Source organism: Aquiflexum sp. (assembly GCF_041749095.1).
Lineage (GTDB): Bacteria > Bacteroidota > Bacteroidia > Cytophagales > Cyclobacteriaceae > Aquiflexum.
This window is the reverse complement of sequence record NZ_JBGTCA010000223.1, coordinates 1-24,038: the sequence shown is the minus strand read 5'-3', so window position 1 is coordinate 24,038 and position 24,038 is coordinate 1. Positions and strand designations below refer to the sequence as shown.

Here is a 24,038-nt window from a genome sequence, read left to right as displayed (position 1 = left end):
TTCTCCACCGGAAAAAACAAAGTTTGGTCTGAACCTGTCCATGGGTACGGGATGTTCAAGTTTGCTGTTCAGGTCATCCAATGAGGCCTGACCTATCAGCAAGTAGGGCATTCCATCCGCAAAACTCACAGATTCATTTTTGGCGGCATATTTCGACGAAACCTTGCGCTCAGTGGATGATGGCATAAATACAAGCCTACAGTTCAAGCCCAGAATATCAGAAAACCATTGGTTGATTTTTTGGTCTTCAACCTGACCGGTTACCTCATCATCCCAGATTCTTACAGATATCATTTCTTTTCCTATAGGGTCAAATGGAATTTTTATATTTTCATCCGGATGGTTTTTGAGAAAAACTTCAATACCATTATCAGATAGCTTTGTTTGGACCAATGCCATCATGGAATATTTTCTTTGACTCAGGAAAACACCCTCTTTGTCCACAAGCATCCATCTTCTGTCAAATTGGATTCCTCTTTCTTCCAGATTTGCTTCCTCCAATCTTATACCTCCCAATGACTTGATGGGGTATATATATATGTCCTGTAATTGCATATCAAGTAAGATGATTTTCGAATTTGACAAAGTAGGGGCTAATCTCCTGTTACCGCCACTCTTTGAATTTATCCGGGACTTTTGGTGAAAAGAATTTGGTGAAAATAAACCTTATGGGGTTTTCTTGTTCGGCCTTCAAAAGTGCGATAGGATTGTCAATAAAATACCTCAGATTTTTGTTGAATGAATTTGGGGAAAAAACGGAAATCATCACAAAACAGATCAAAAAAATGATCGCCCATTTTTTTCTGTCTCTCTCCAGTCTTTTTTTTCTGAATGGTTCCATAAGGCTAAGATACTAAAGGTGGGCTTTTAGTTGCAAGGTAAAAAAAAGATTTTTTGAATATAAAGAAAAAAAGCAATACAAAATACCAATAATGCAATGCCAGTGAATTTAAGTATTTCATTTATAAAATTTATGGTTAAAAATCCATCAAGAAAAATAATGATTTAGGTCATAAATTTCACATGGCCTCAAAACTCAAAACGGATTTTGATTTTAAGAATGCGATTTTCCAAAAAATCGAGAAACTTGATAAAATGCAAAGGAAAAGAAGTGCTGATTTTCACTTTTTTAATAAAATGCTAAAATTTTAACTATTCGAAAAGTTCAATCGTTTTCCGTTGTGGATTCAACAATTAATTAATGATTTAATTAAAGATTTACAAAAAATACTTTAATTCTGTTGACAGATCGTCCTCCAAAAGCGATGGTTGGCATTTGTTAAAAATTGCAAATTTAAATTTAAACCATCAATTTAGAATAGAAATTAACTCTATAAACCATTTTGTTTTTTCAAAACAACAAATCCTATGAGAAATTATTTATTAAAAATTAAAGCATTTTTGATGGTTGCAATGCTGATGATTATCAGTATTGTAGCTGCTAATGCCCAAGGTCGGGAGGTAACGGGAACAATCCTGGATGCCACTCTCAAAGATCCCCTTCCGGGAGTAACCGTTCTGATTAAAGGAACTACTAGAGGTACCAACACAGATCTGGACGGTCGATTCAGAATCAATGTTCAGCCGGGCGATGAGACTCTGGTGATCTCATTTGTAGGCTTCACAGCTCAGGAAATACCAATCGGAAATCAATCGGTTTTCAATATAGAATTGGAAGAAGACATCATGAGTCTTCAGGAATCGGTGGTAATCGGTTATGGTACACAGGATAAAAAGGAGATTACATCTGCTGTGGCCTCCGTTAGTTCAGAGCAGTTTAACCGGGGTAACTTCCCCAATCCTACCCAATTGTTGCAAGGTAAAGTGGCAGGTCTTTCTGTAACCCGCCCAGGTGGTAACCCAAACGCTCAACCTACCATTAGATTGAGAGGTATTTCATCTTTTGGAGCTACCCAATCTCCACTTATCGTTTTGGATGGTGTAATCGGTGCATCTATAGATGCAGTTGATCCTAATGATATTGAAACCTTTGATGTACTTAAAGATGCTTCTGCAGCAGCTATATATGGAACTCGTGGTGCGGCGGGTGTTATTTTGATTACAACAAAAAAAGGAGCTGCCCGAAAAGGGATAACCAATGTAATGATCAATACATTTGGTACAGCAGAACAGGCGACTAATCTGATACCTATTCTCTCTGCAGAAGAATTCGTGGCAAGAGGAGGAGTAGACTTTGGCCATAGAACCAACTGGAGAGATGAAGTAACTCAAACAGCTATAAACGGAACCATTAATGCCTCAGTTACCGGAGGATTTGAAAATACATCGTTCCTAGCTTCTGTCAACTATCGTAATAACGATGGTATCGTGCGAGGAACTAATAGAGAAACCCTTAACACACGATTTAACTTTAATCATGGGGCATTAAATAATAGACTTAGGATGAACCTTAGCTTAGCGTATACAAACACTGCTGCTACAGATGTAAATAGTGAAGCGGTAAGATATGCTACTATATATAATCCAACAGCTCCAATAAGAGAATCGACAGGGGAATCCCAAGCAAACTTTGGTGGTTTCTTCCAAAGACCACTGTTTGACTTTTTCAATCCTGTGGCATTGATTAACCAGCAAAGTTTTAACACGGATGTGAGTTCTGCAATATATTCATATAGATTAGAGTACGACCTTACAGACAAAATTACAATAGCCTCTCAGTTTTCCCAGGATATTTTGGGCACCACAAGTACCCAGTTCTATTCACGTGAAGATTTTGCAGTTGGTTTTGGCCGTACAGGTCAAGCAGGACAAAACACCTTTGACAGGAACCAGACTATTTTTAATGGTACAATAAGATTTGAAGACGAAATTTTTGATAAGATGAATTTCACCTTTTTACTAGGAGGTGAAACGCAATCATTTACAGAAAAGAGATTATTTGCCTCTACGACACGATTTTTATTTGATCTTGGACCTAACAACCTTGGTTTTGGGGGTCTTAGATTTGGACCAGGTACTGACTTAAGGTCAGATGCAAATACATCCACATTAAATTCAGTTTTCGGTAGAGCTAACTTTAATTATGCTAATACATACTTCCTTTCTGCCTCTTTAAGAGCAGAAACCTTTTCAGGTTTTGGAGCAGAAAATCAAACTGGATATTTCCCTGCAATTAGCGTTGGAACAGATTTGACACAAATATTTGATTTAGGACCATTTAGCCAGTTAAAAGCAAGAGCTTCCTTTGGTGTGGTGGGTCAGTTACCCCCCTCTCCAACTTTAGCAATAGGGGTATTTGGAGCTGGAAACAGGATACCATTGGACCCAACTAATCCTACAAATTCAGTTTTTGTGTCACCATTTAGAGAAGCTAGCCCTAATCCTCAATTAAAATGGGAAACTACAGAAGAAATTACATTTGGTATTGATTACGGCTTATTTGGAGGAAAGGTGACAGGTCAAATGGACTATTATAGACGAAATATTTCAGATCTTATATTTAATGTGAATGTTCCTATCGGTACTCCAAGTGCCGTACAACCAGGGGGAGTCTACACTGCTAATAATATATGGGCTAACGTAGCTTCACTTAACAGTGCGGGTTTTGAATTTATTACTACAGTCAATGATGTAAGGTTGGGCCCGGTTTCTTGGACTCCAAGTTTAAACTTTACACTTTATCAAAGAACACGAATTTCTGATTTGGGTAGTGGTGCATTCAGTATTGGAGAAATCAGACAAGGTGTTCCAGGTTCACCTGGTCAAAACGACAATCAGATGATCTGGAACATAGAGGGAGAAAGGATAGGAGACTTTTATGGCCCTAGACTTCTTGGCTTAACTGAATCCGGCGAATACATCCTGAGCAGTATAGAGCCTGATGAATATGAAAGATTAGGCAGTGCCCTTCCTACCGGTGATTTTGGCTTTTCCAACACATTCGTGATGGGCAATTGGGATCTTAATTTCTTATTAAGAGGAAGTTGGGGTCACCTCATATATAATTCCTTCAGAGGTTTTTATGAAAATGCTGATGGTGGATCCAATACATGGAATTCAGTAATTACCAAGAACACACCACGAAATCCTTTCGTAACGTCTACTCCTTTCTATTCTGATTTGTATCTGGAAAGAGGGGATTTTATCAGATTGGATAATCTTCAGTTAGGCTATAACCTTCCTACAAGAAATGCTAGCGTAAACAATTTAAGACTATATGCCGGTGTACAAAACCTTTTTACCATCACTCAGTTCACAGGGGTAGATCCCGAGGTAAGGTGGACAGATGGTACTGGTATAGATGCAAACCCTTTGGCTCCTGGCATAGAGAGAAGAAATACCTATTTCTTACCAAGGACCTGGACAGCGGGATTAACTATTACCTTTAAATAATCTAAAGAATAACAATATGTTACGATCAATTAAAACAATATGCATGGGAACAGTAATTGCCGTGGCCATGGGCTCATGCTGGGAATTAGAACAGGAGGTTCTTTCGGGGATCACCCAAGAACAGTTGGAAGCAAACATTACCCCGGAGCTTATAGAAGTACTTAAGCAAGGTGCTTACAGTGCAGTGGTTGGTAACTGGGGAGGTCACGGTGGTCTTTACAGTATCAATGAAGTTTCGACTGATGAATTGGTCATTCCCCAGAAGGGAGCTGATTGGGATGATGGAGGGGTTTGGTTAAGAAATCACAGGCATACTTGGAATACCATAGATGGACCATATAATGGTGCTTGGACCTATTCATTTGGAATAGTTGCTCAGGCCAATCTTTTAATGCAACAATTTCCTGAAATAGATGAATTAGTTGCTGAATTAAAAGTATTAAGAGCACTTAGTTACCTTTGGTTAATTGACAATTTTGGCAACGTACCAATAGTTAGAGAAACTGATACTACACCAAACCCACCAAATAACACTAGATTGGAGGTTTTTCAGTTTATAGAGTCTAGTATTCTAGAAAATGCTGCTATGCTAACCCGAGATAATACCCGTACTAATTTGAATTTTTGGACGGCACATATGATTTTGGCAAAGCTATATTTGAATGCAGAAGTATATACAGGGACTGAAAGATGGGCAGATGCCGAAGCAGCATTGGATGTAATTATTAATGAAGGACCTTATGGTTTAGCCCCGAATTTCTTTGCTAATTTTGCCACGAATAATCAAAATTCGCCTGAAAACATGTACACTCTTCCTTATGATGCTAATAATGCAGGTGGATTTAACATCCATCATATGACCCTGCACTATGGCTCGCAGCAAACCTTTGAATTACAGGCCCAGCCATGGAATGGATATGCTGCTTTGGAGGATTTCTACAATAGCTTTAGCGATGACGACATAAGAAAGTCCAGTTTAAGAGAAGGTCCACAGTTTGCTTCAGACGGAGTTACACCAATTATAGATGATGCTGTAGAACCGAATGATCCTGATGGTCCACCTCTAAATTTTACGCCAAACATTAATATGCTTGCTCCGAATGCCTTTAGACAGGCTGGTACAAGGATAAACAAATTTGAAATTCAACTTGGTGCTGCGCCCGATTTAAATAATGATTTTCCAATCTATAGATATGCTGATGTTCTGTTGATGAAGGCCGAGGCGATGTGGAGACAAAACAAAAGTGGAGCGCTTGAATATGTTAATCAGGTAAGGGCACGTGCCAATGTACCTCCTTTAACAACTTTAACTCCAGAAGCCTTATTGGCAGAAAGAGGGAGAGAATTATTTGCTGAAGGTCATAGAAGATCCGACTTGATCAGATTTGGTAGGTACAATGCACCATGGTGGGAAAAACCAGCTTCTCCGACAACAAGAAACTTATTCCCAATTCCAAATAATCAGCTGTTATCTAACCCTAACTTGACACAAAATCCAGGTTATTAATCTACAGTACATGAATTAAATTTAAAAGAAGTGCGTAAATTACGCACTTCTTTTTTTTACCCATGGCAAAATCATATCTCTTACTATAGTAGATCCTGACCATAAGCTTTATCTTTATACTCGAAATATGCATTAGATTTTCTATTACGAAACCTAATGCAAAATCTGGGTTAAACTTTTCCTTTGGAGATCTATTTATATAATACAGAGAAACTGTACGTTTAATTCTTACGGCTTGCCAGTACTGACCCAAAGTAACCCAGTCGCTGCAATGAACATATATAGGATTAAAAATGGTAAAAAATTCAGAGATGATGAGTGGAAACCAAATTAAAATCAAGCCGGAACTGGGGAGCGATTTGATAGTTTTGGCTGGTTTCCTGGCGGAAGATAAAAAAGAAATCAGTTTGTTACCTTCGGCTAAACAAAGCTTATTTACACATGGAGATTCCGGACATTTCACACGCCAAGATCCAATGTCTTGAAGTGGCATATATCCAGGAAAAATGGTGATGTTACTATAGAAAAATAAAATGGAAATTTGGAATGATAATTAATAATCTCTCAAAACTGAGAATAAAAAAAAGAGAACATCAATATAATATGAATAAAATATTTCTACTATTTGTACTGTTTGCGAGTGTATTTAGCTGTAACCGTAAAACTGAATACGATAAAGTTAAGGAAGAGGAATTGGCATCTGGAAAGGTAGTAAATGAACTGTTTTTAGACCTTCAATTTGGAATGGATAGAAAATCCTTTTACGGCACATGTTGGGAGCATAATAAAAATGGAATATTGATAAATGGCCCCCATCATCTTCAGATCCTATATAAGCCAGAAATGCCTTCTGGTAAAACGACTGACATGTTTTTTTATCCGCAGTTTGAAGAGGACAAACTTGTTTTTATGCCTATGGAATTTTTTTACACAGATTGGTTCCCAAACACCAAAGAGTTCTCGAGTGAAGAATTGAAAAAGGATGTTGTGGCCTTGCTGGAAACTTGGTACGGCCCCAACTTTTTTGAAGTGACCAACAAAGACAAAACCATTTCGGCTATGGTCAAGATAGATGGGAATCGTCTAATCCGTGTGTTTAAAAAGAATTTGACTACCGTAAGGGTGGAAATCATAGACCTGAACGCAAGGGATATAATTAATAAGAAGGATGATGGGTGAAAAGTGTTTTAATATCCAATCTTGTAATTTTGAGATTTGGCTGTGCATGCGCTTAATGCCGGCCATGGTAAATGTAAGACCAAAGTTCATCTCTAGTGAATTCCGAAAAACGTAATAATAAGCTCAACATACTTCTCTACAATCATTAAAAGTTAATTTTCAATTACAAATGTTATTTTTTCTTAATCACCGCTACCCAATGTCCTTTACCAGGTGAGGTTATTATGCTGCTGGTGTCACTTAGGATAGTGGCTTCTTCCCATTGGGCTATATCAAGGTTAATCCACCGCATATTCCACACCGATTCCCGGTCCGGCAGTGAAAGTATAACTGAACCTTCCTGAGGAAAATATATGGCATAATGCTGGCCTGGTACTGCCAAAAAAAATGCTTCATTATCATCTCTGTCTCCCAGCAGATCATTACTGGGTGAAGCAGCTGCTATATCCAGCTCATCAGTAACCATTCGCAACGACTGTATGATTTTTTGTGCGCGTGGACTAAGTCCCAATCCATAATCAGATTTTCTATACATATCCGACGGATCTTCAATTGGATGCGGGCGATGAAAACGAGCGCTGGCAGCCCCGGCAAATATCATCCTTCCCATTCGGGCCACAGATTCTTCTTCTCCATGACGTGCCGCACCGTAATTTTTGTTGTGATTGATGGGGCGGGGATGAGAGGCTATCCGCTCTTTTACATAGACTATATTATCATAATGTCGTTGACCTTTACCCTCCCAAGCATTATTTTGAGAAATATCGATATAGGAATAGCGATGGTGTTGGGTATAGAGATGGTTCTGATCCTCACTGCGCACATTTTCATTGCGTCGCATGTCAGTCACATGAACAATTGCATCGGCTTTGCTGGCTTGTTCACGAATATAATCCGCCCAGTAATCACCAAAAGTGACATCTTCACCAGTTTCGTTGTGAACACAATACAGTATATGAGGATAACGCAAGGAGATGGATAGCAAAGTGTCCATGTAAGCTTGTTGTAAAGGAAGCAAAACAGAGCCATCATCAGACTTTTGTAAGCTCTTAAAAAAAGGGTGCTCTGTACTTTGACCAACAGGAGGGTAATCGATAATCTCAGGTAAGCCGGAAGTCTCTGCTGTATAATTTACGTTATTCAATGGATTAAACGGATGATGTGACCAGCCTCCGAATGACTGATGATCCTCATACATGTCCCATGGATCCCAAATCTCCAGCTGCACAATGATATTCCGCTGATAAGTGAGCTCCAAAAAATTGGAAAAGCGATTCCAGTATTCTTTGTTAAAGCTATCAAGGTCAAAAAAACTATCCTCATTTTGATCATAGGGAAATACATTGCCGATATTTCTGTGACTCATGGTATTCCGGATATAGTTTGCACCTACAGATACCATTACATCGAGATGGTCTTCCAGACCTGTGGGATGATTAAACATATTGTCCTGCCAGCTCCCTCCCAAAAGGACAATGGGTTTGCCTTCGTAATTCCAATACCATGGGGAGCGTTTGTCCACATCAATATATTGTTGTCCATAAGCCTGCTGTGATACTTGAGTAAAAGCAGTGAATACTATTAGGGTAGCAGCATAGATTAAAGCAACTGTTTTTTTTATTTCCATATCAAGTAAGGTAATTCATTGATCAGTCCTCATTCTCCACAAATCAGAAATTTTTTTAGTTTGAAATATAAAGACAGACCACCTGAATGTAATTTGCCTTGATTCATAAAATACGTACTAAAACTATATCTATCTTAATATTAACTTTTTCTTTTCAAATGGGATCGGATAAGCTGTAATCCACACCTGTGGCCTTTCTATATTTTGAACTTCCTTAGTTCCGATGACAAAAACATCCACATCCTGATTTACCATTTCAGGAGTTAATTTAAAATAATAAGTATAGTTACCATTTTGTTCAGCAAGATGATGTTCCCAATGATTGGCGACAAATCCAGGGCTGCGGTCATATGCACCAATTAATTGATCATTTATGGAGATAACCGCAAATGCTCCATCCTGTCCATAATCACCTTCAATAGCCACCGCCAAATAACTGGATATGGTAATTTCGTTTATCCGTATTTGACCCTTCCAGGCTTTTTTGGCCTCATTTACATTATTTTCAGGAAACAGATTACTGGCCCGGGCTTTTGATACATCAAGAGAATTTCCGCTATAATACGCTTTGACTTCAGAAACTTGCCATGGAGCAGGACTTAGCTTTATGTATCTGAATGAATCTTTAGAATCAGGGATAAGCTCCAGGTCATTACCATTTCTGTTTATCCCCACTTTATGCCATTTTTTCAAATCGGTAGACACTAAGGCTTCTTTAGGTACATATTCAGGCTCAACATCGCTCATGATTATTTTATCTATTTGTTTTTCCTCCTTTAAATCTATCCTGAGCAGCCCCGGTTTTAGGAAATTGTTGGTGCTGTAGCAGTATTTTCTGACCTTGAAAAAGGTTTGGGAATCTCCATCAAAAGCAAATTTATCCCATGCCCCAATATTGACATATACATCATCTTTAAAAAAAGCATCTCTGGCATTTTGTACGGCTTCAAATTCGGTTTTTCCTGATCTTTCAAGTGACCTTGCCTCTAGATTATTATTGTCCGTTGCAAAATACATTACATCATTGAAAATATTTGCATCAGCAGGTATGGAAGTCTCGGATAGATACCCCAGATTTTGATGATAATCCTCTTTTAAAGCATCCCCCCCAAATTTCACATTTAAAGTTTTCGAATTTTCGAGTGAAATTTTCTCTCCTTCCAATATAGCTTCCTTGAAGTTTCTCTTGCCATCAAATAGATCAATGGTTTTTTGTTCACCGGGCATTCCGAGCAAATCTATCTCAACTGGGTGGTTAGGGACATCTTTTGTTACTATATAGGCCGAACCCCCAAGGCCAAATTCTCTTGGTGAAGAGCTTACCTTAAGTAAGGCTGTTCTAAAAGGCAGCACCTCAATTTCAGCCGTTTCACCAAAGTTATATTCACCATGAATTATTTCGTAAGGATGATATTGTCGTAGCTCCACAGTTTTGGTGTTTTCCAGTCCAATGGAAGTGTCCATTTGAATCATATACTTCACTGGCTCCCATGATAAATTTCTCAATGTAATGAATCTCATGTGTGCGTCACCCCTAGAAACAGCGTAAGGACCATATTGATATTGAGGTAATTCTCTTGCGTTGGTTAAAATCTCGTTATACTGCCTTTGAAGATTAAATATACGTGCCAGGATAGGATATTCATCATCGCGAAGCAACCATGGATTCCCATAGATTTCGGGGGACAAAATCAGGCTCCTGTTGAAAGCTTGAAGAATTAGCTCATCTTCCCAAAAATCCAAATAGGAAGACAGGCAAACTCCATGGTCTTCCGTTAATCGCTTTAAATCAGGAGGTAATCCTCTTTCCAATGTATATCTATGGTGAGGTGCTGTTCTGGAGTTACGAGATGAAACATCTATATAGGTCTCGGCCCCTTCCCACAAAAAAGTGGTCGTATATTTCTTAGCTGAATCACTCAGCGTGATACGGTGATTGAGGACAATCAAATCAGGGTTTATCGCATAACATTCCTGCATTGCTTGGATAAAATACTTTTCGTTATCAGGATCAAGGTCTGAAGCACAAAGGTCCAGTTTGAAAAGATCAATTTCATAGTCTTTAACCAATCTTGTAAGCATATTCATTCGTACTTGTGCTGATGATTCTGTATCTCCATACCCATCGGGACCTATCCAAGCGCCCAGCTTACATCCGAAGGAATTTGCTAGTTTATAAAGTGGATCGAGTCCATTCGGATATTTACTTTTAAACCATTCCGATTCCAAGCCCGCATACGTGGGAGCATCTTTTAACGGCTCTTCACAACCATTACAATTGGGTCCATTGTCGAAATTCCCTGCATCAAGAAGGTAAATGTCTAATTCCATCCCATAATCATCGTGAAGCCACTTAAAAAACTCAAGGTTTCTGAGCACTTTTTGTTCGTTGCCACCATACCAGTTAATGTTGATCCAGTCAAAATACATTGACTTTGAAGGTGAGGTTTCTTCTATATTCTTAAATGGACCATTTTGCCCTTCAACCTCCAGGCATAAAAACAGGCATAGCATAAACGGGAAATATAAAAGCCAACTCTTGTTTAGTTTTTTCATAAGGGATAATTTTTATCATTTAAAATTATCAACACATTTTAACTTCTTAAATCTTTCTATATAATTCACTTATAAACTTAATTATTATACGCTTTCAAATATGCTATATTATCCACTCTAAATACTATTCAGATATGAAAGATTATATAAATATTAATGTCGGAGTAACCTCAGATAGGAAATGAAGGCATATTCAACCTTACTTGTTTCAATATTGCCACTGGTAATTTAAAGAAATACTTGTAGACACATCATCTTATAAATATAGGGCCAAAAAGACAATCTTGAAGTGTTTTCTTACAAACTTTAAAGAAGCTACTATAGCCAAAGTTTTTTTTAACCAACCAATTGCTTCAGTTTACCCCTACTGGTATTTTAGCAAATCCTCACAATATTAAATTACGTACAGATTAATTTTAAATATAATTATTTATTTTTATTTTCATATATTTTTGATCTTGATAGATTAATTTTTAAAGGTGATTACTTTTAAAATCAAATAAATTTAAGTGAGTTCTCCTCAATGAGTAGTTACCAATGTTGCCCTGGAGGAATTTTAATAATTGGGATGTCAGAAAAGGTTCTTAAGAGAAGGGCCACAGTTTCAGTCTGATGGAATAACCTCTGCCATTGATGATGCCTGTGATGGAGATCAGATGGACCTCCGTTGGTATTTACGCTTTAGTTTTTGAATCAAGTGAGAGAAAGAGCAAATGTACCTGCTTTGACTAGTATGGATGCTAACATCCCTTTGGCTGAAAGAAATAGAGAATTGTTTGCTGAAAGTTGGGGAAGATCTGATCAGATCCGCTTTGGCAGGTTTAAAACCTTAGTGGGAAAAAGGTACTATACAGCCTTTCCAAAATATTTTCCCTATTCCACCTAATGTGCTTCAGAACTATCCAATTTATCAGCAAAATCCTAAATATAAATCCAGTTTAACAGTGATATATTTAAAAGAATGCATACTTCTTTTTTTTATCTTAGCCTTATAGGATTTTGCTTAAAATCCTTACATTTAGTGCCCAAATTACTTAACATTGCCTGAGCTTTAGCTATTGGCAATTATCCCATGAAAACCGTCATCATTTTCCTATCCATAATCTGTCTGTTGATGGGCTGTTCCCAAAAATCCGGAACAAGGATGACGCTTTTTTCTCTGATGCCCTCCTCCCTCACCGGTATTGACTTTCGCAATGATCTCGAATATAATGAGCAGTTCAATCCCTATACCTTCAGGAATTTTTATAATGGTTCAGGGGTTGCTCTCGGGGATATCAATAATGACGGTTTGGTGGATATTTTTCTTGCGGGTAACCAATCAGAAAACAAACTTTATCTCAACAAAGGAAATTTTCAATTTAAGGACATCACCGAAAAAGCCGGGCTTGCTATTCCTGGAATTTGGTCCACCGGAGTCAGCATGGCTGATATCAACGGCGATGGTTTATTGGATATTTATGTCTGCAAATCAGGCCCCCTGGGCGGTGACCGCAGGTACAATGAACTATTTATCAACAACGGTGACCTGACATTTACCGAAATGGCAAAGGAATACGGGATTGCGGATGAGGGACTTTCGCAGCATGCAGTGTTTTTTGATTTTGACAAAGACGGCGACCTGGACATGTATCTACTTAATAATTCTGCAAGATCAGTTGGTATCAATGACCTGAGAACAGGACAAAGGGATGTCAGAGACCCGTTTGGAGGAAATAAACTTTACCGAAATGACAACGGAAAATTTGTAGATATTAGTGAGGCCGCCGGTATATATGGTTCTGCGATCGGATATGGCTTGGGTGTAACAGTGGCAGATATCAATAAGGATGGATGGCCGGATCTGTATGTATCCAATGATTTTTTTGAAAAAGATTACCTCTATATCAATAACGGAGATGGTACCTTTACAGAGTCTCTGGAGAACATGATGACTGAGATCAGCATGGGTTCTATGGGCGCTGATATTGCAGATCTGGACAACAATGGCTGGCAGGATATTTTTGTTACCGAAATGTTGCCTGCCACATTGGACAGGGTCAAAACCAAAACACCTTTTGAAGAATGGGACAAGTACCAGGCTAATGTCAATACCGGATATTTCCATCAGTTTACAAGAAATACTTTGCAAAGAAATTTGGGTTTTCAGCCTGATTCAGATCAGGTACATTTTGTAGATGTTGCAAGGCAGGCCGGAGTTCATGCCACTGACTGGAGTTGGGGAGCATTGATATTCGATACAGACAATGATGGGCTGAAAGATATTTTTGTGGCCAATGGAATCGTCAAAGACCTGACAGATTTTGACTATGTTGATTATTATGTGAACAATAAGAACCTGATAGCCCAATTCCGAAGGGACAGTGTTTTGCTTACCAAAATGATCGATGAATTTCCTTCTGTGCCTCAACAGAATTTTCTATTTAAAAATCATGGTGATTTTCAATTTGAAAACATAGCTGCTCAAATAGGTATGGAGCAATTGACTTTCTCTACCGGTGCGGCTTATGCGGATTTGGATAATGACGGGGACTTGGATCTGGTAGTGAACAACCTGAACGGAGAAGTTTCCATATTTAAAAATAACAGCAGGGAAATCAATGGATACCATTTTTTGCAGTTTGATCTGAAAGGGCAGTTTGGGACTCAGGTCACCTTGTATGCAGGAGACCAACTGTTTTTTGCCGAGCACAATCCTGTCAAAGGCTATATGTCTTCGGTGGACCATAGGTTACATTTTGGTTTGGGGGAGATCAATAAATTGGACTCCATTTTGGTTTTATGGCCAAGTGGAAAAATGACCATACTTCAGGATGTGGAAGTGGATCAGTTGCTTCAACTTGATCCAGTTTCAGCGGATTTAGAATGGAAAAAGGAAGAGCATAACGCAAAGAAATACTTTAATGAGCTTCAAGACTTGATTTCCTGGAAACATGAGGAAAGTGATTTTGTGGATTTTGACAGGGATAGGCTGCGATTTCACATGGCTTCCAACGAGGGGCCTGTGATTGAGGTGGGAGATGTGAACGGGGATGGATTGGATGACCTATTTTTACCGGGAGCTAGGGGGCAAGCATCTTCTGTTTGGACCCAAAGGCCGGATGGAGCATTTCAAAAGTTCCAATCTTTTGATGGAGAACAGTTGTCTGAAGATATTGGAGGTTTGTTTTTTGATGCCGATGGAGATGGGGATCTGGATTTATATGTGCTGAGTGGCAGCCTTGAATTTGGCAATAAAAACACAAACTATCAGGACAGACTATACCTTAATGATGGAAAAGGGAAATTCACCAAATCAGAAAATAAAATTCCGGTTAGGTTCGAAAGTTCTTCTTTTGTCCGGGTTTTTGATCATAATGGAGATGGTAAATTAGACCTTTTGGTTGGCACAAGGACGGTTCCTTTTGCGTATGGTATTCCTGCCGATGTAAGGATTTTTGAAAATCAGGGAGATGCAGTTTTCATTGATAAAACTGCTCAACTGGCTCCCGAATTCATGGAGTTGGGTATGACCAGGGATGCATGGGTAGGTGACTTGGATGGTGATGGGCTGGAAGAGATTGTGCTGCTTGGTGATTGGATGGGCATCAAAGTTTTTAAATATTTAGAGGGTAAATATTCAGATGTTTCTACTTCATTTGGTTTTGAAAGTACGGGTGGATTTTGGAATACACTTCATGTTACAGATATCAATGGTGATGGATTTCCGGATATATTGGCAGGAAATATTGGACTGAATACCCGATTGTCTGCTACTGTTAAAAAACCACTTCAATTGCATATCAATGATTTTGATCAGAATGGAAGCATAGAGCAGATTATGACCATTTACGAGGGTGACCATCCTTATCCATTGGTTTTAAAATCTGCCCTTCTCAAACAACTGCCCGGATTGAGAAAGCAATTGTTGACTTATGATGATTATAAGGATAAAAGACTTTCGGATTTATTTCCTGATGAAATACTGAAAAGAAATCTGATTTTGGACGTACATACATTGGAAACCAGTCTGTATATCAATCAGGGAAATGGTACATTTGTCATCTCCGAATTGCCTAAAGAAATCCAGCACAGTCCTGTTTATGCCATTCATTCATTTAAAGATGAAACAGGAAAGCTACATTTGTTGTTGGGAGGGAATCAAAGTAGGATAAAGCCTGAACTGGGTATCAATATGGGTAGTTTTGGATGGCATTTGGAAGCAAAAGGCAATGGAGGGTTTGATGTATTGCCGGCAAAAGAATCAGGATTCTTTGTCAGAGGTGAAATGAGGAGTATCAAAAATGTAAATACAAAAAAAGGTAATCGAATTGTGGTTGGGAGTAATAATCTTGAGCCTAGTTTATTTGGAACCAACAAAATGATGTTAAATAAAAATTAAGTTCATTTGCTCAAGAGGATGACTAATGAACTTTTAAAATTAATCCAACCTCAAATCTAATCCCGATAGCTATCGGGACTAAAATCTAAAATTGAAATGCTCAGATTGCTGTATTTTCTAGTATCCCTTATTTTGGCCATGTCCTGCCAGCAGAAAACCGAGTACGATAAAGTAAAAGAAAGAGAATTAGCATCCGGTAAAGTGGTAGAGGAATTGTTTCTTGATCTGAAGTTTGGAATGGCCAAAAAAGATTTCTTTACCACTTGCTGGGAATGGAATAAGAAGGGAGTGCTGACGAATGGGTCTCATGTACTTCAGGTAAGATATGAACCTGAAATGCCATCTGGAAAAGAGGTGGAAATGTTTTTCTATCCGGAATTTGAAAATAATAAGCTTTATTTTATGCCTATTGAATTCCGCTATCCTGGATGGTCCCCAACTTCCCCGGAAACAACTAATGATAAGTTGCTCAAGGATGTGGTAGGTTTAATGGAAGGGTGGTTTGGTAATGGCTTTTTTGAGGTCAAAGACAAAAGTGGCCAGGTAAGTGTTTGGGTAAAAATAGATGGGAACCGTTTGATCAGAATATTTATTAAAGATAGAACTAATGTCAGGGCAGAAATGCTCGACCTTAGAATTAAAGGTATTTCGGAAATCAATAAGGGTTAGGTCAAGATGAGGGCGAATAAATATATCATTTTTATTGTACTTATATCCAATATAACTTGGGGATGTAAACATGCAGAGGATGAAAAAAAGGACACTTTATTTCAAAAAATCCCATCTGCCGAATCAAGGGTGACATTCCGAAATGACCTTCAGTTTGATGAGGACTTCAATATCTTCACCTATAGGAATTTTTATAATGGCGGTGGGGTAGCATTGGGCGATGTCAACAATGACGGACTTTTGGACATTTACCTAACTTCCAACCAAGGGGAAAACAAGCTTTATATTAATGAGGGTGAATTTAAATTCAGAGATGTAACTGAGGAGGCCGGAGTTTCCGGAACACGTGCTTGGAGTACCGGAGTGGCTATGGCAGATGTCAATGGAGATGGCCTGTTGGACATATATGTGTGCAATTCGGGAGATATCGAAGGGGACAACAAGCAGAATGAACTTTTTATCAACAATGGTGATGGTACATTTACCGAAATGGCAGAAGTTTATGGATTAGCCGATGAAGGATATTCCACACATGCCGTTTTTTTTGATTTTGACAATGACGGGGATCTGGATGTTTACCTGCTCAATAACAGTTATCAATCCATTGGAAGCTTTAACAAAATGCAGAATGAAAGACCAAGAAGAGATCCTGTAGGTGGAGATAAGTTTTTCAGGAATGATGGAGATAAGTTTACTGATATTTCTGAAGAAGCCGGTATTTATGGAAGTGTTATTGGTTTTGGACTTGGGGTTACGGTCGGAGATGTCAATCAGGATGGTTGGATGGACATTTTTATTTCCAATGATTTTTTCGAAAGGGACTATTTATATATCAACAATCAGAACGGGACATTTACCGAAAGCTTGGTTGATTACATGCGATCCATCTCTGCGGCATCTATGGGGGCGGACATAGCCGACATTAACAATGATGGACACCTTGATATTTTTGTGACTGAAATGCTTCCCGAACCATCAGAAAGATTGAAGCAGATCACCACTTTTGAAAGTTGGGACAAGTTTCAGTTTAACTTAGAACATGGCTACCATTACCAATATACCCGCAACATGTTCCATGTCAATAATGGCGATGGGACATTCAGTGATATGGGCCGGTTGGCAAATATGGAGGCGACGGATTGGAGTTGGGCGGCATTGATGTTTGATATGGACAATGATGGCCTTAAAGATCTTTTCGTGGCCAATGGCATTTATCAGGACCTCACTGATTTGGATTACCTAAATTTTATTGATAATGACGAGACAAAAAAGAAGATTATTTCCCAAAGTGGGGTCAACTATAAGGCATTGATAGACCCAATGCCAATCAATCCGGTTTCCAATTATGCATTCAAAAACAAAGGAGACTTGGTATTTGAAAACGTCATCCACGAATGGGGAATGGGTGACCCTATCCATTCCAATGGTTCAGCTTATGGAGACCTCAACAATGATGGGGCTTTGGACCTTGTTGTCAACAATGTCAATAATGAAGTTTTGATTTTCAAAAACCGCAGTAGGGAATTTTTTCCTGAAAATAACTTCTTGAAGATCGAATTGAAGGGGAAGCGAAATAATACTGCCGCTATTGGTACGCAAGTGAGACTGGTAGTTGGTGTTCAGATTTTCTATCAGGAAAACATGCCCAACAGAGGATTTCAGTCTTCTGTAGATCCGAGATTAAACTTCGGATTGGGGAATATTGATAAAATCGATCAGGTTCAGGTAAGGTGGCCTAATGGGCAGGTCAGCATCCTAGAGGATGTCCTTACAAATCAGACGTTGACATTAAATTGGGAAGATGAAGACAAAATCCAAACGGAGTTTACTTTTTTTACAGCCCTGCCAACACCTTTCTTTACCAAAGTAAAATCATTGTTGGAATATAAACACCAAGAAAATACCATGGTGGATTTTGACAGGGACAGGCTGACGTATCACATGCTTTCTACAGAAGGCCCAAAAGCAGCTTTTGGGGATGTCAATGGAGATGGATTAGAAGATGTATATCTTGGAGGGGCTAAAGGTTTTGCAGGACAACTATTTATTCAGAGTAGAAACGGCAATTATCAGGCTTCTTCCCAAAATGTTTTTGAAGCTGACCGCAGTTCCGAAGATACTGATGCTGTGTTTTTTGATGCCAATGGCGATGGTTATTTGGATCTTTTCGTGACTTCCGGTGGAAATGAATCCGGCTATGGTGCTTTGGACCTGGCAGACAGACTCTACCTCAACGATGGCAAGGGTAATTTCACCAAATCCCAGAATTCGGGCCTGGCAAATTTCCGGAACAGTACTTCAGTGGTGAAAATATTGGATATCAACGGAGACGGAGCTTTGGATATTTTTGTGGGTTCCAGGGTGATTCCTTTCTTGTATGGTGTTAATGCAAGCAGCTTCATTTTGATCAATGACGGCCAAGGTAACTTTACAGACGGCACTTCCCAATATGCCCCAGATCTTAAGGAAATAGGACTGGTGACGGACGCTGCGGTGGTGGATTATGATGGAGATGGCAAAGAAGACCTAGTTTTGGTGGGTGAATGGATGGCACCGACCTTTTTCAGGAATACAGGCGGAAAGCTTGAGAAGATAGCCATGCCCGGGATGGAAGAACTTAAAGGCTGGTATCAGTCTATTGCTGTGGGCGATTTCAATGGGGATGGGAAACCCGATTTTGTATTGGGCAATCATGGATTGAATACAAGGTTTAAAGCTTCTGTGGAAAAACCGGTTAAAATGTTTGTCAATGATTTTGATCAAAATGGTTCGGTTGAGCATGTATTTGTTCAAAAGGTGGGAGATAAGCATGTTCCTTTCACTTTGAAACATCAATTGGAAGCCCAGTTACCCTCAATCAAGAAACGGTATCTTAAATACAGTGCTTACAACAACCAAACCATGGAGGATATCTTTAGTCCTGCCGAACTTGAAAAGGCGGTTATTCAGGAAGTTAACAATTTGGCTTCAACTGTACTGCTAAATGAAGCCAATGGAAGGTTCAAGCCTATCGAATTACCTAGAATGTCCCAAAGGTCATGGATGTATAGTATTGTGGTCACGGACCTCAATGGAGATGGAATAGAGGACCTGATTATGGGCGGTAATCTCAAAGGTGCAAAGCCGGAAGTAGGACAATATGATGGCTCTTACGGTGAGGTGCTTTTGGGAAAAGGGGATGGTACTTTTGAATACTGGCACAACAGAGACCATGGTCTAAAACTGAACGGTGATATCCGAGACCTTCATGTCATTGATAGAGAAGGACAAAAAATCCTGATGGTAGTTAAGAATGGAGAGAATGTGGAGTTTTGGGAGATAAAGAAATGAAGAGTTTTCCCGCAAAGGTGGAAAGCTGAGTTAAATGAGAAAACAATTTCCTGATATAACTCTAGTCTAAAGCCTGAAAGGCCTTGATATCCCAACCATGGGCATCGCCCATTGCTAGGCGTAGAAATCATTAGTGGATTCTCCCGGGACTGAAGGGCACGGATATCTGGAATTGTGGGGTCAAGGCTTCAGAAATTATCCCAGCCTTTCAGACCTAATCCATTTCGTAATTGATTTGCTATTTATCGATCGTAGGGCTTTGCCCAACTCTGGGATATCATGCCCTTTCAGGGCTGCCTTTGCATGGAACCCAAATTGAAGGTATATTTGTTAGATTACTATAAGGAATATCCCAATGAAAGTCATCAAGAAAAATTCGAAAAACAGCAAAGAATTTCAATACATTATTGATCGGGTGGATCAAAAGAATGCTTTGATTGAAAAGATTCAAGGTTCAGGAAAAGAAATACTTACTGAAATAACCAAGGATAAAAGATTTGTCAAACCAATATAAATTATCCCAAATTGGGTATGGATACATCTTCACAACTGATTCGGGAGATGATTTTATCATTTTAGTCGAAAAACATAATATTGAAATATTAGGAGAATTTGTCCTAGACTTCTCCTTTTTTCCTGTTGAAAAAAATATCGTATACAAATCAGATCCTAAAATCAGAAATACAATCACAAATTTTTTAATCAACCTATTTAAGGAAAACAAGCGATACGCCATATTTTATGTATGTGATTCAATGGATAGGAAGGGTAAAATAAGAAAGAGGCTATTTGATTCGTGGTTTAATAATTCCAATTCAGTTGATTTTGTCAAAAAGGATTATGAATTAAAATATTCCCTGGAAGAAGAGATTGAAACGTCTATCCAGATTTCATTACTTTCTCACACTCAAAACCCAGATTTAATAAAAATTGAAGCAATATTTGATTCTAATTTGGAAGAATTAAAAAGGTTGAAATAATTCATTTATAGACTAATAAAGAAATTTAGTGGATATAGAAAATTGTAAATGTGGAGGTTCGAAGGTGATGTCAAAATTAAAAAGCATACTTTGTATTCAAACTTTCCCAATAATCCTGATCATTTCTTTGATTTCAATTTTTTGTTCTTCCCCACCCGAAGAAACCCTTTTCACCCTTTTACCCTCCAATCAAACCGGAATTGATTTCAGAAATGACCTGACTTCTACAGAAGAAATGAATATTCTGGAATACCTGTATTTCTATAATGGAGGTGGAGTGGCATTGGGCGATATCAATAACGATGGATTGGTGGATATATATTTCACCTCCAATCAGGGAGAAAACAAGCTCTATTTGAACAAAGGAGATTTTCGGTTTGAAGACATCACCATAGGAGCCAAGGTCACTGGGGATGGCGGTTGGTCCACAGGTGTTACGATGGCGGATGTCAATGGGGATGGCTTATTGGATATCTATGTTTGCCAAGTAGGTGATTATAAAGGCATCTCCGGTAAGAACAAATTATACATCAACAATGGTGACCTGTCTTTCAGCGAAAAGGCAAGTGATTATGGGATTGATTTTGTCGGATTCTCGACCCACGCAGTGTTTTTTGACTATGACCAGGATGGGGATTTAGATCTTTATCTCTTGAACCATTCGATCAAAAAGCCTGAAGTTTTTTCCCATGCCGACACCAAATTCACCAATCAGGATGAAAAAGGTGGGGATAAAATGTACAAAAGCCTAATCACCGAGGGACACGAAAGAATGATAGAAATCACCGCTGAAGCAGGAATTTTATCTAGCAGTTTGGGTTTTGGTCTTGGTGTTGGGGTAGGGGATGTTAATGGAGATGGCTGGTTGGACATTTATGTTTCCAATGATTTTACGGAAGATGATTATCTGTATATCAATCAAGCGGACGGTACATTTAAAGAATCTTTGAAGCAGTTCATAGAAAACACCAGCCGGTATAGCATGGGCAATGACATAGCGGATATCAATAATGATGGGCTCCCGGATATTTTTACCACAGACATGTTGCCTGAAGACCCTGTGATATGGATGAAATCACTCGGTGAAGACAAACAGGAAGTATATGATATCAAGCAAAAACTGGGATATGGAGACCAATATGTGCGGAACCACCTGCAACTCAATAGGGGTGATGGCAGGTTCAGTGAAATCGGATTATTGACAGAAACCTTTGCCACAGACTGGAGTTGGTCACCATTGATTTTTGACATGGACAATGATGGCAAAAAGGACATTCACGTGACCAATGGCATTGTCAAGAGACCCAATGATCTTGATTTTGTGCAATACAGTCAGGAACCCACTCCGGGATTGACAGATAAGGAAAAAGAAAAACAACAAATCGAAATGTTGCCCACTGTCAAGCTTTCAAACTTTACATTTAGAAATGAAGGTTGGTTAAAGTTTACCAATGCTTCCAAACTTTGGGGATTGGATCAGCTTTCTTATTCCAATGGTTCTGCTTATGCGGATCTGGATAATGACGGAGATTTGGATTTGGTGATCAACAATACCGACCAAGAAGCATTTGTGTATAAAAACAATTCCTCAGCATTGATCTCAAACCGATTTGTCCAATTAGATCTCCGATCAGCGGACAAAAATGTTTTTGGGATTGGTGCCCAGGTTTGGGTTTTTGCAGAAGGGGAGACTTATTATCAAACCTTGAGTACCTCTAGAGGTTTTCAATCCGGTTCTTCCACCACTTTGACTTTTGGATTAGGAAACTCAGAAAAAATTGACTCTGTCTTCGTATCATGGAATTCAAGAGGTATAGAAATTTTTCAAAATCTCGATCTTGACCAAAGACATTTGCTTGTTAAAGGTCAAGGAAATGAAGGTAGATTACCTACTCAAAAAATGGTGTCTGTGGTGGAAATAGTAGACATTTCTTTGGATTGGAAGCATGAAGAAAAGTCCATCATAGATGAGTTTAGAAGGGAATACCTGATACCAAGAAGGTATGGAACTAAAGGTCCTGCTTTAGCAGTAGGTGACTTGAATGGAGATGGGATGGATGATATCTTTTTAGGTGGGGCAAATGGTCAGCCAAGTACTTTGTTTTTTCAGGATGTGAATGGTGGTTTCAAGAAAGTTGAAAACCCCTTCTTTGAGCAATTGAAAACAGCGGAAGATGTTGTCTCAGTGATGGAAGACTTCAATCAGGATGGTCATTTGGATCTTTATATTGGCAGTGGAGGAAATGAATATGGGAGAGGTGAGATTTATAATTTTGACAGGTTGTTTTTGAATGATGGAAAAGGTAACCTGGTTTTTTCCATGAATTCACTTCCGCCCTATGGAGAAAATACATCTACAGTTGCAGTCCATGATGTCAATGGAGATGGGTATCCGGATATTTTTGTGGGCGCATCGGTTGTCACAGGAAATTATGGGGCTATTCCGAGAAGTTATTTACTGCTCAATGATGGAACAGGAAAATTCCAAGATGCCACTCAAAGTTACTTTGGAGAGGAATTCAGACCTGGGATGATCCAAAATGCCATTTGGGCAGATATCACAGGAGATGGTCAAAAAGAGCTGTTGCTTTCCGGAGAATGGATGCCTGTGATGGTATATTCCTTGAGCGATCAACAACAATTTGAAAGGTTGAATATTTCCGGTTTGGATCAAGCAGGTTGGTATTTTGGAATGTCAGTCATTGATGTTGAGGGCAATGGCGTTCAGGACATAGTCTTGGGCAACTTGGGTGTGAACTCCAAACTGAAAGCTAGTCAAGATCAACCTGTATGGTTATACCATCATGATTTTGATGGAAATGGACAGACAGACCCCCTGATTTTTCATTATATGGATGGGAAATTGGTGCCGTTCGCAAGTAGGGATGATTTGATCAAACAGATTCCGGCACTGAAAAGGAAGCATAATTCCTATATTTCCTATTCCAAAATCAAATCGCCAAAAGATATTTTTGACGACAATCAATTGAATCAGGCAAATACATATCAAGTTACAGAATTAAGATCAGGTGTTTTGAGGAGTTCGGGAAGTGGAGATTTTGAATTTGACCCTTTTCCCACCGAGGCCCAATTTTCTCCGATCATAGATGTTAGGCATTTCAAAGGAAAAGATGGCAATCAATATCTGTTGGGAGTAGGAAATTTTTATGGATTCAGAAATGACTTGGGGAAAAACGGTTCACAACCCTTGACCTTATTGAAATGGACTGATGGAACTTGGGTGAATTTACCGATTGATATTCCTGCAAATGACTATTGGGGTGAGTATAGAAAAGTGGAGTTGATCCATATTGGTGGGACGCCACATTTGGTCGCTGTGAGAAACAACGGTAAACCTGTTTTTCTGAAAATCAATAATTGATACCTGCTAAAAATCAGCTTATATGGAGGGACAAAAACTTTGGAATCACGTATTAATAATTAGCTTTGATGTTC

Annotated in this window: 15 protein-coding genes; 11 read left to right on the top strand and 4 right to left on the bottom strand. The window is 38.9% G+C overall.

All coding sequences use genetic code 11. The features are described 5' to 3' along the window. Positions 1–555 (bottom strand): MOSC domain-containing protein (locus ACEW8O_RS11010; RefSeq protein WP_373494685.1); only part of this gene is annotated, 555 nt, incomplete at its 3' end. Between the two features lie 49 nt (positions 556–604). Then, positions 605–841, bottom strand: a complete 237-nt coding sequence (locus ACEW8O_RS11005; RefSeq protein ID WP_373494684.1) for a hypothetical protein — start codon at positions 839–841, stop codon at positions 605–607. Between the two features lie 527 nt (positions 842–1,368). On the opposite strand from ACEW8O_RS11005, the gene ACEW8O_RS11000 reads away from it, so the two are divergent. From ACEW8O_RS11000 to ACEW8O_RS10985, 4 genes are all read left to right on the top strand, one after another. After that, complete coding sequence (locus ACEW8O_RS11000) at positions 1,369–4,353, top strand: carboxypeptidase-like regulatory domain-containing protein (protein ID WP_373494683.1); 2,985 nt, start codon at positions 1,369–1,371, stop codon at positions 4,351–4,353. A 43-nt stretch (positions 4,354–4,396) separates the two neighbouring features. Next, positions 4,397–5,860 carry a RagB/SusD family nutrient uptake outer membrane protein gene (locus ACEW8O_RS10995; RefSeq protein ID WP_373494682.1) on the top strand — a complete coding sequence of 488 codons (1,464 nt, stop codon included), beginning with the start codon at positions 4,397–4,399 and terminating at the stop codon, positions 5,858–5,860. A gap of 293 nt (positions 5,861–6,153) precedes the next feature. Then, complete coding sequence (locus tag ACEW8O_RS10990) at positions 6,154–6,345, top strand: hypothetical protein (protein WP_373494681.1); 192 nt, start codon at positions 6,154–6,156, stop codon at positions 6,343–6,345. A gap of 118 nt (positions 6,346–6,463) precedes the next feature. After that, on the top strand, positions 6,464–7,039 hold the full coding sequence (locus ACEW8O_RS10985) for a hypothetical protein (RefSeq protein ID WP_373494680.1): 576 nt from the start codon (positions 6,464–6,466) through the stop codon (positions 7,037–7,039). Between the two features lie 172 nt (positions 7,040–7,211). Here ACEW8O_RS10985 and ACEW8O_RS10980 read toward each other — a convergent pair whose 3' ends face one another. Together ACEW8O_RS10980 and ACEW8O_RS10975 are read right to left on the bottom strand one after the other, a co-directional pair. Beyond that, complete coding sequence (locus tag ACEW8O_RS10980) at positions 7,212–8,561, bottom strand: hypothetical protein (protein WP_373494679.1); 1,350 nt, start codon at positions 8,559–8,561, stop codon at positions 7,212–7,214. A 234-nt stretch (positions 8,562–8,795) separates the two neighbouring features. After that, positions 8,796–11,222: a hypothetical protein gene (locus ACEW8O_RS10975; RefSeq protein WP_373494678.1), complete on the bottom strand. Its 2,427-nt coding sequence runs from the start codon at positions 11,220–11,222 to the stop codon at positions 8,796–8,798. Positions 11,223–11,919: 697 nt separating this feature from the next. Here ACEW8O_RS10975 and ACEW8O_RS10970 point away from each other — a divergent pair. From ACEW8O_RS10970 to ACEW8O_RS10940, 7 genes are all read left to right on the top strand, one after another. Next, entirely contained in the window at positions 11,920–12,108 is a 189-nt protein-coding gene (locus ACEW8O_RS10970; RefSeq protein ID WP_373494677.1) for a hypothetical protein, read from the top strand. Between the two features lie 186 nt (positions 12,109–12,294). Next, entirely contained in the window at positions 12,295–15,603 is a 3,309-nt protein-coding gene (locus ACEW8O_RS10965; RefSeq protein WP_373494676.1) for a VCBS repeat-containing protein, read from the top strand. Positions 15,604–15,699: 96 nt separating this feature from the next. After that, positions 15,700–16,272, top strand: coding sequence for a hypothetical protein (locus tag ACEW8O_RS10960; RefSeq protein WP_373494675.1), 573 nt, complete (start codon positions 15,700–15,702; stop codon positions 16,270–16,272). Positions 16,273–16,278: 6 nt separating this feature from the next. Further along, a complete protein-coding gene (locus tag ACEW8O_RS10955) occupies positions 16,279–19,602 on the top strand; it encodes a VCBS repeat-containing protein (protein ID WP_373494674.1) in 3,324 nt (1,107 codons plus the stop codon). Between the two features lie 355 nt (positions 19,603–19,957). Continuing rightward, positions 19,958–20,116, top strand: coding sequence for a hypothetical protein (locus ACEW8O_RS10950; protein WP_373494673.1), 159 nt, complete (start codon positions 19,958–19,960; stop codon positions 20,114–20,116). After that, a complete protein-coding gene (locus ACEW8O_RS10945; RefSeq protein WP_373494672.1) occupies positions 20,100–20,582 on the top strand; it encodes a DUF6169 family protein in 483 nt (160 codons plus the stop codon). Before ACEW8O_RS10950 ends, ACEW8O_RS10945 begins: the two co-directional genes overlap by 17 nt. Before the next feature lie 67 nt (positions 20,583–20,649). After that, on the top strand, positions 20,650–23,964 hold the full coding sequence (locus tag ACEW8O_RS10940) for a VCBS repeat-containing protein (RefSeq protein ID WP_373494671.1): 3,315 nt from the start codon (positions 20,650–20,652) through the stop codon (positions 23,962–23,964). Positions 23,965–24,038 lie beyond the last annotated feature (74 nt).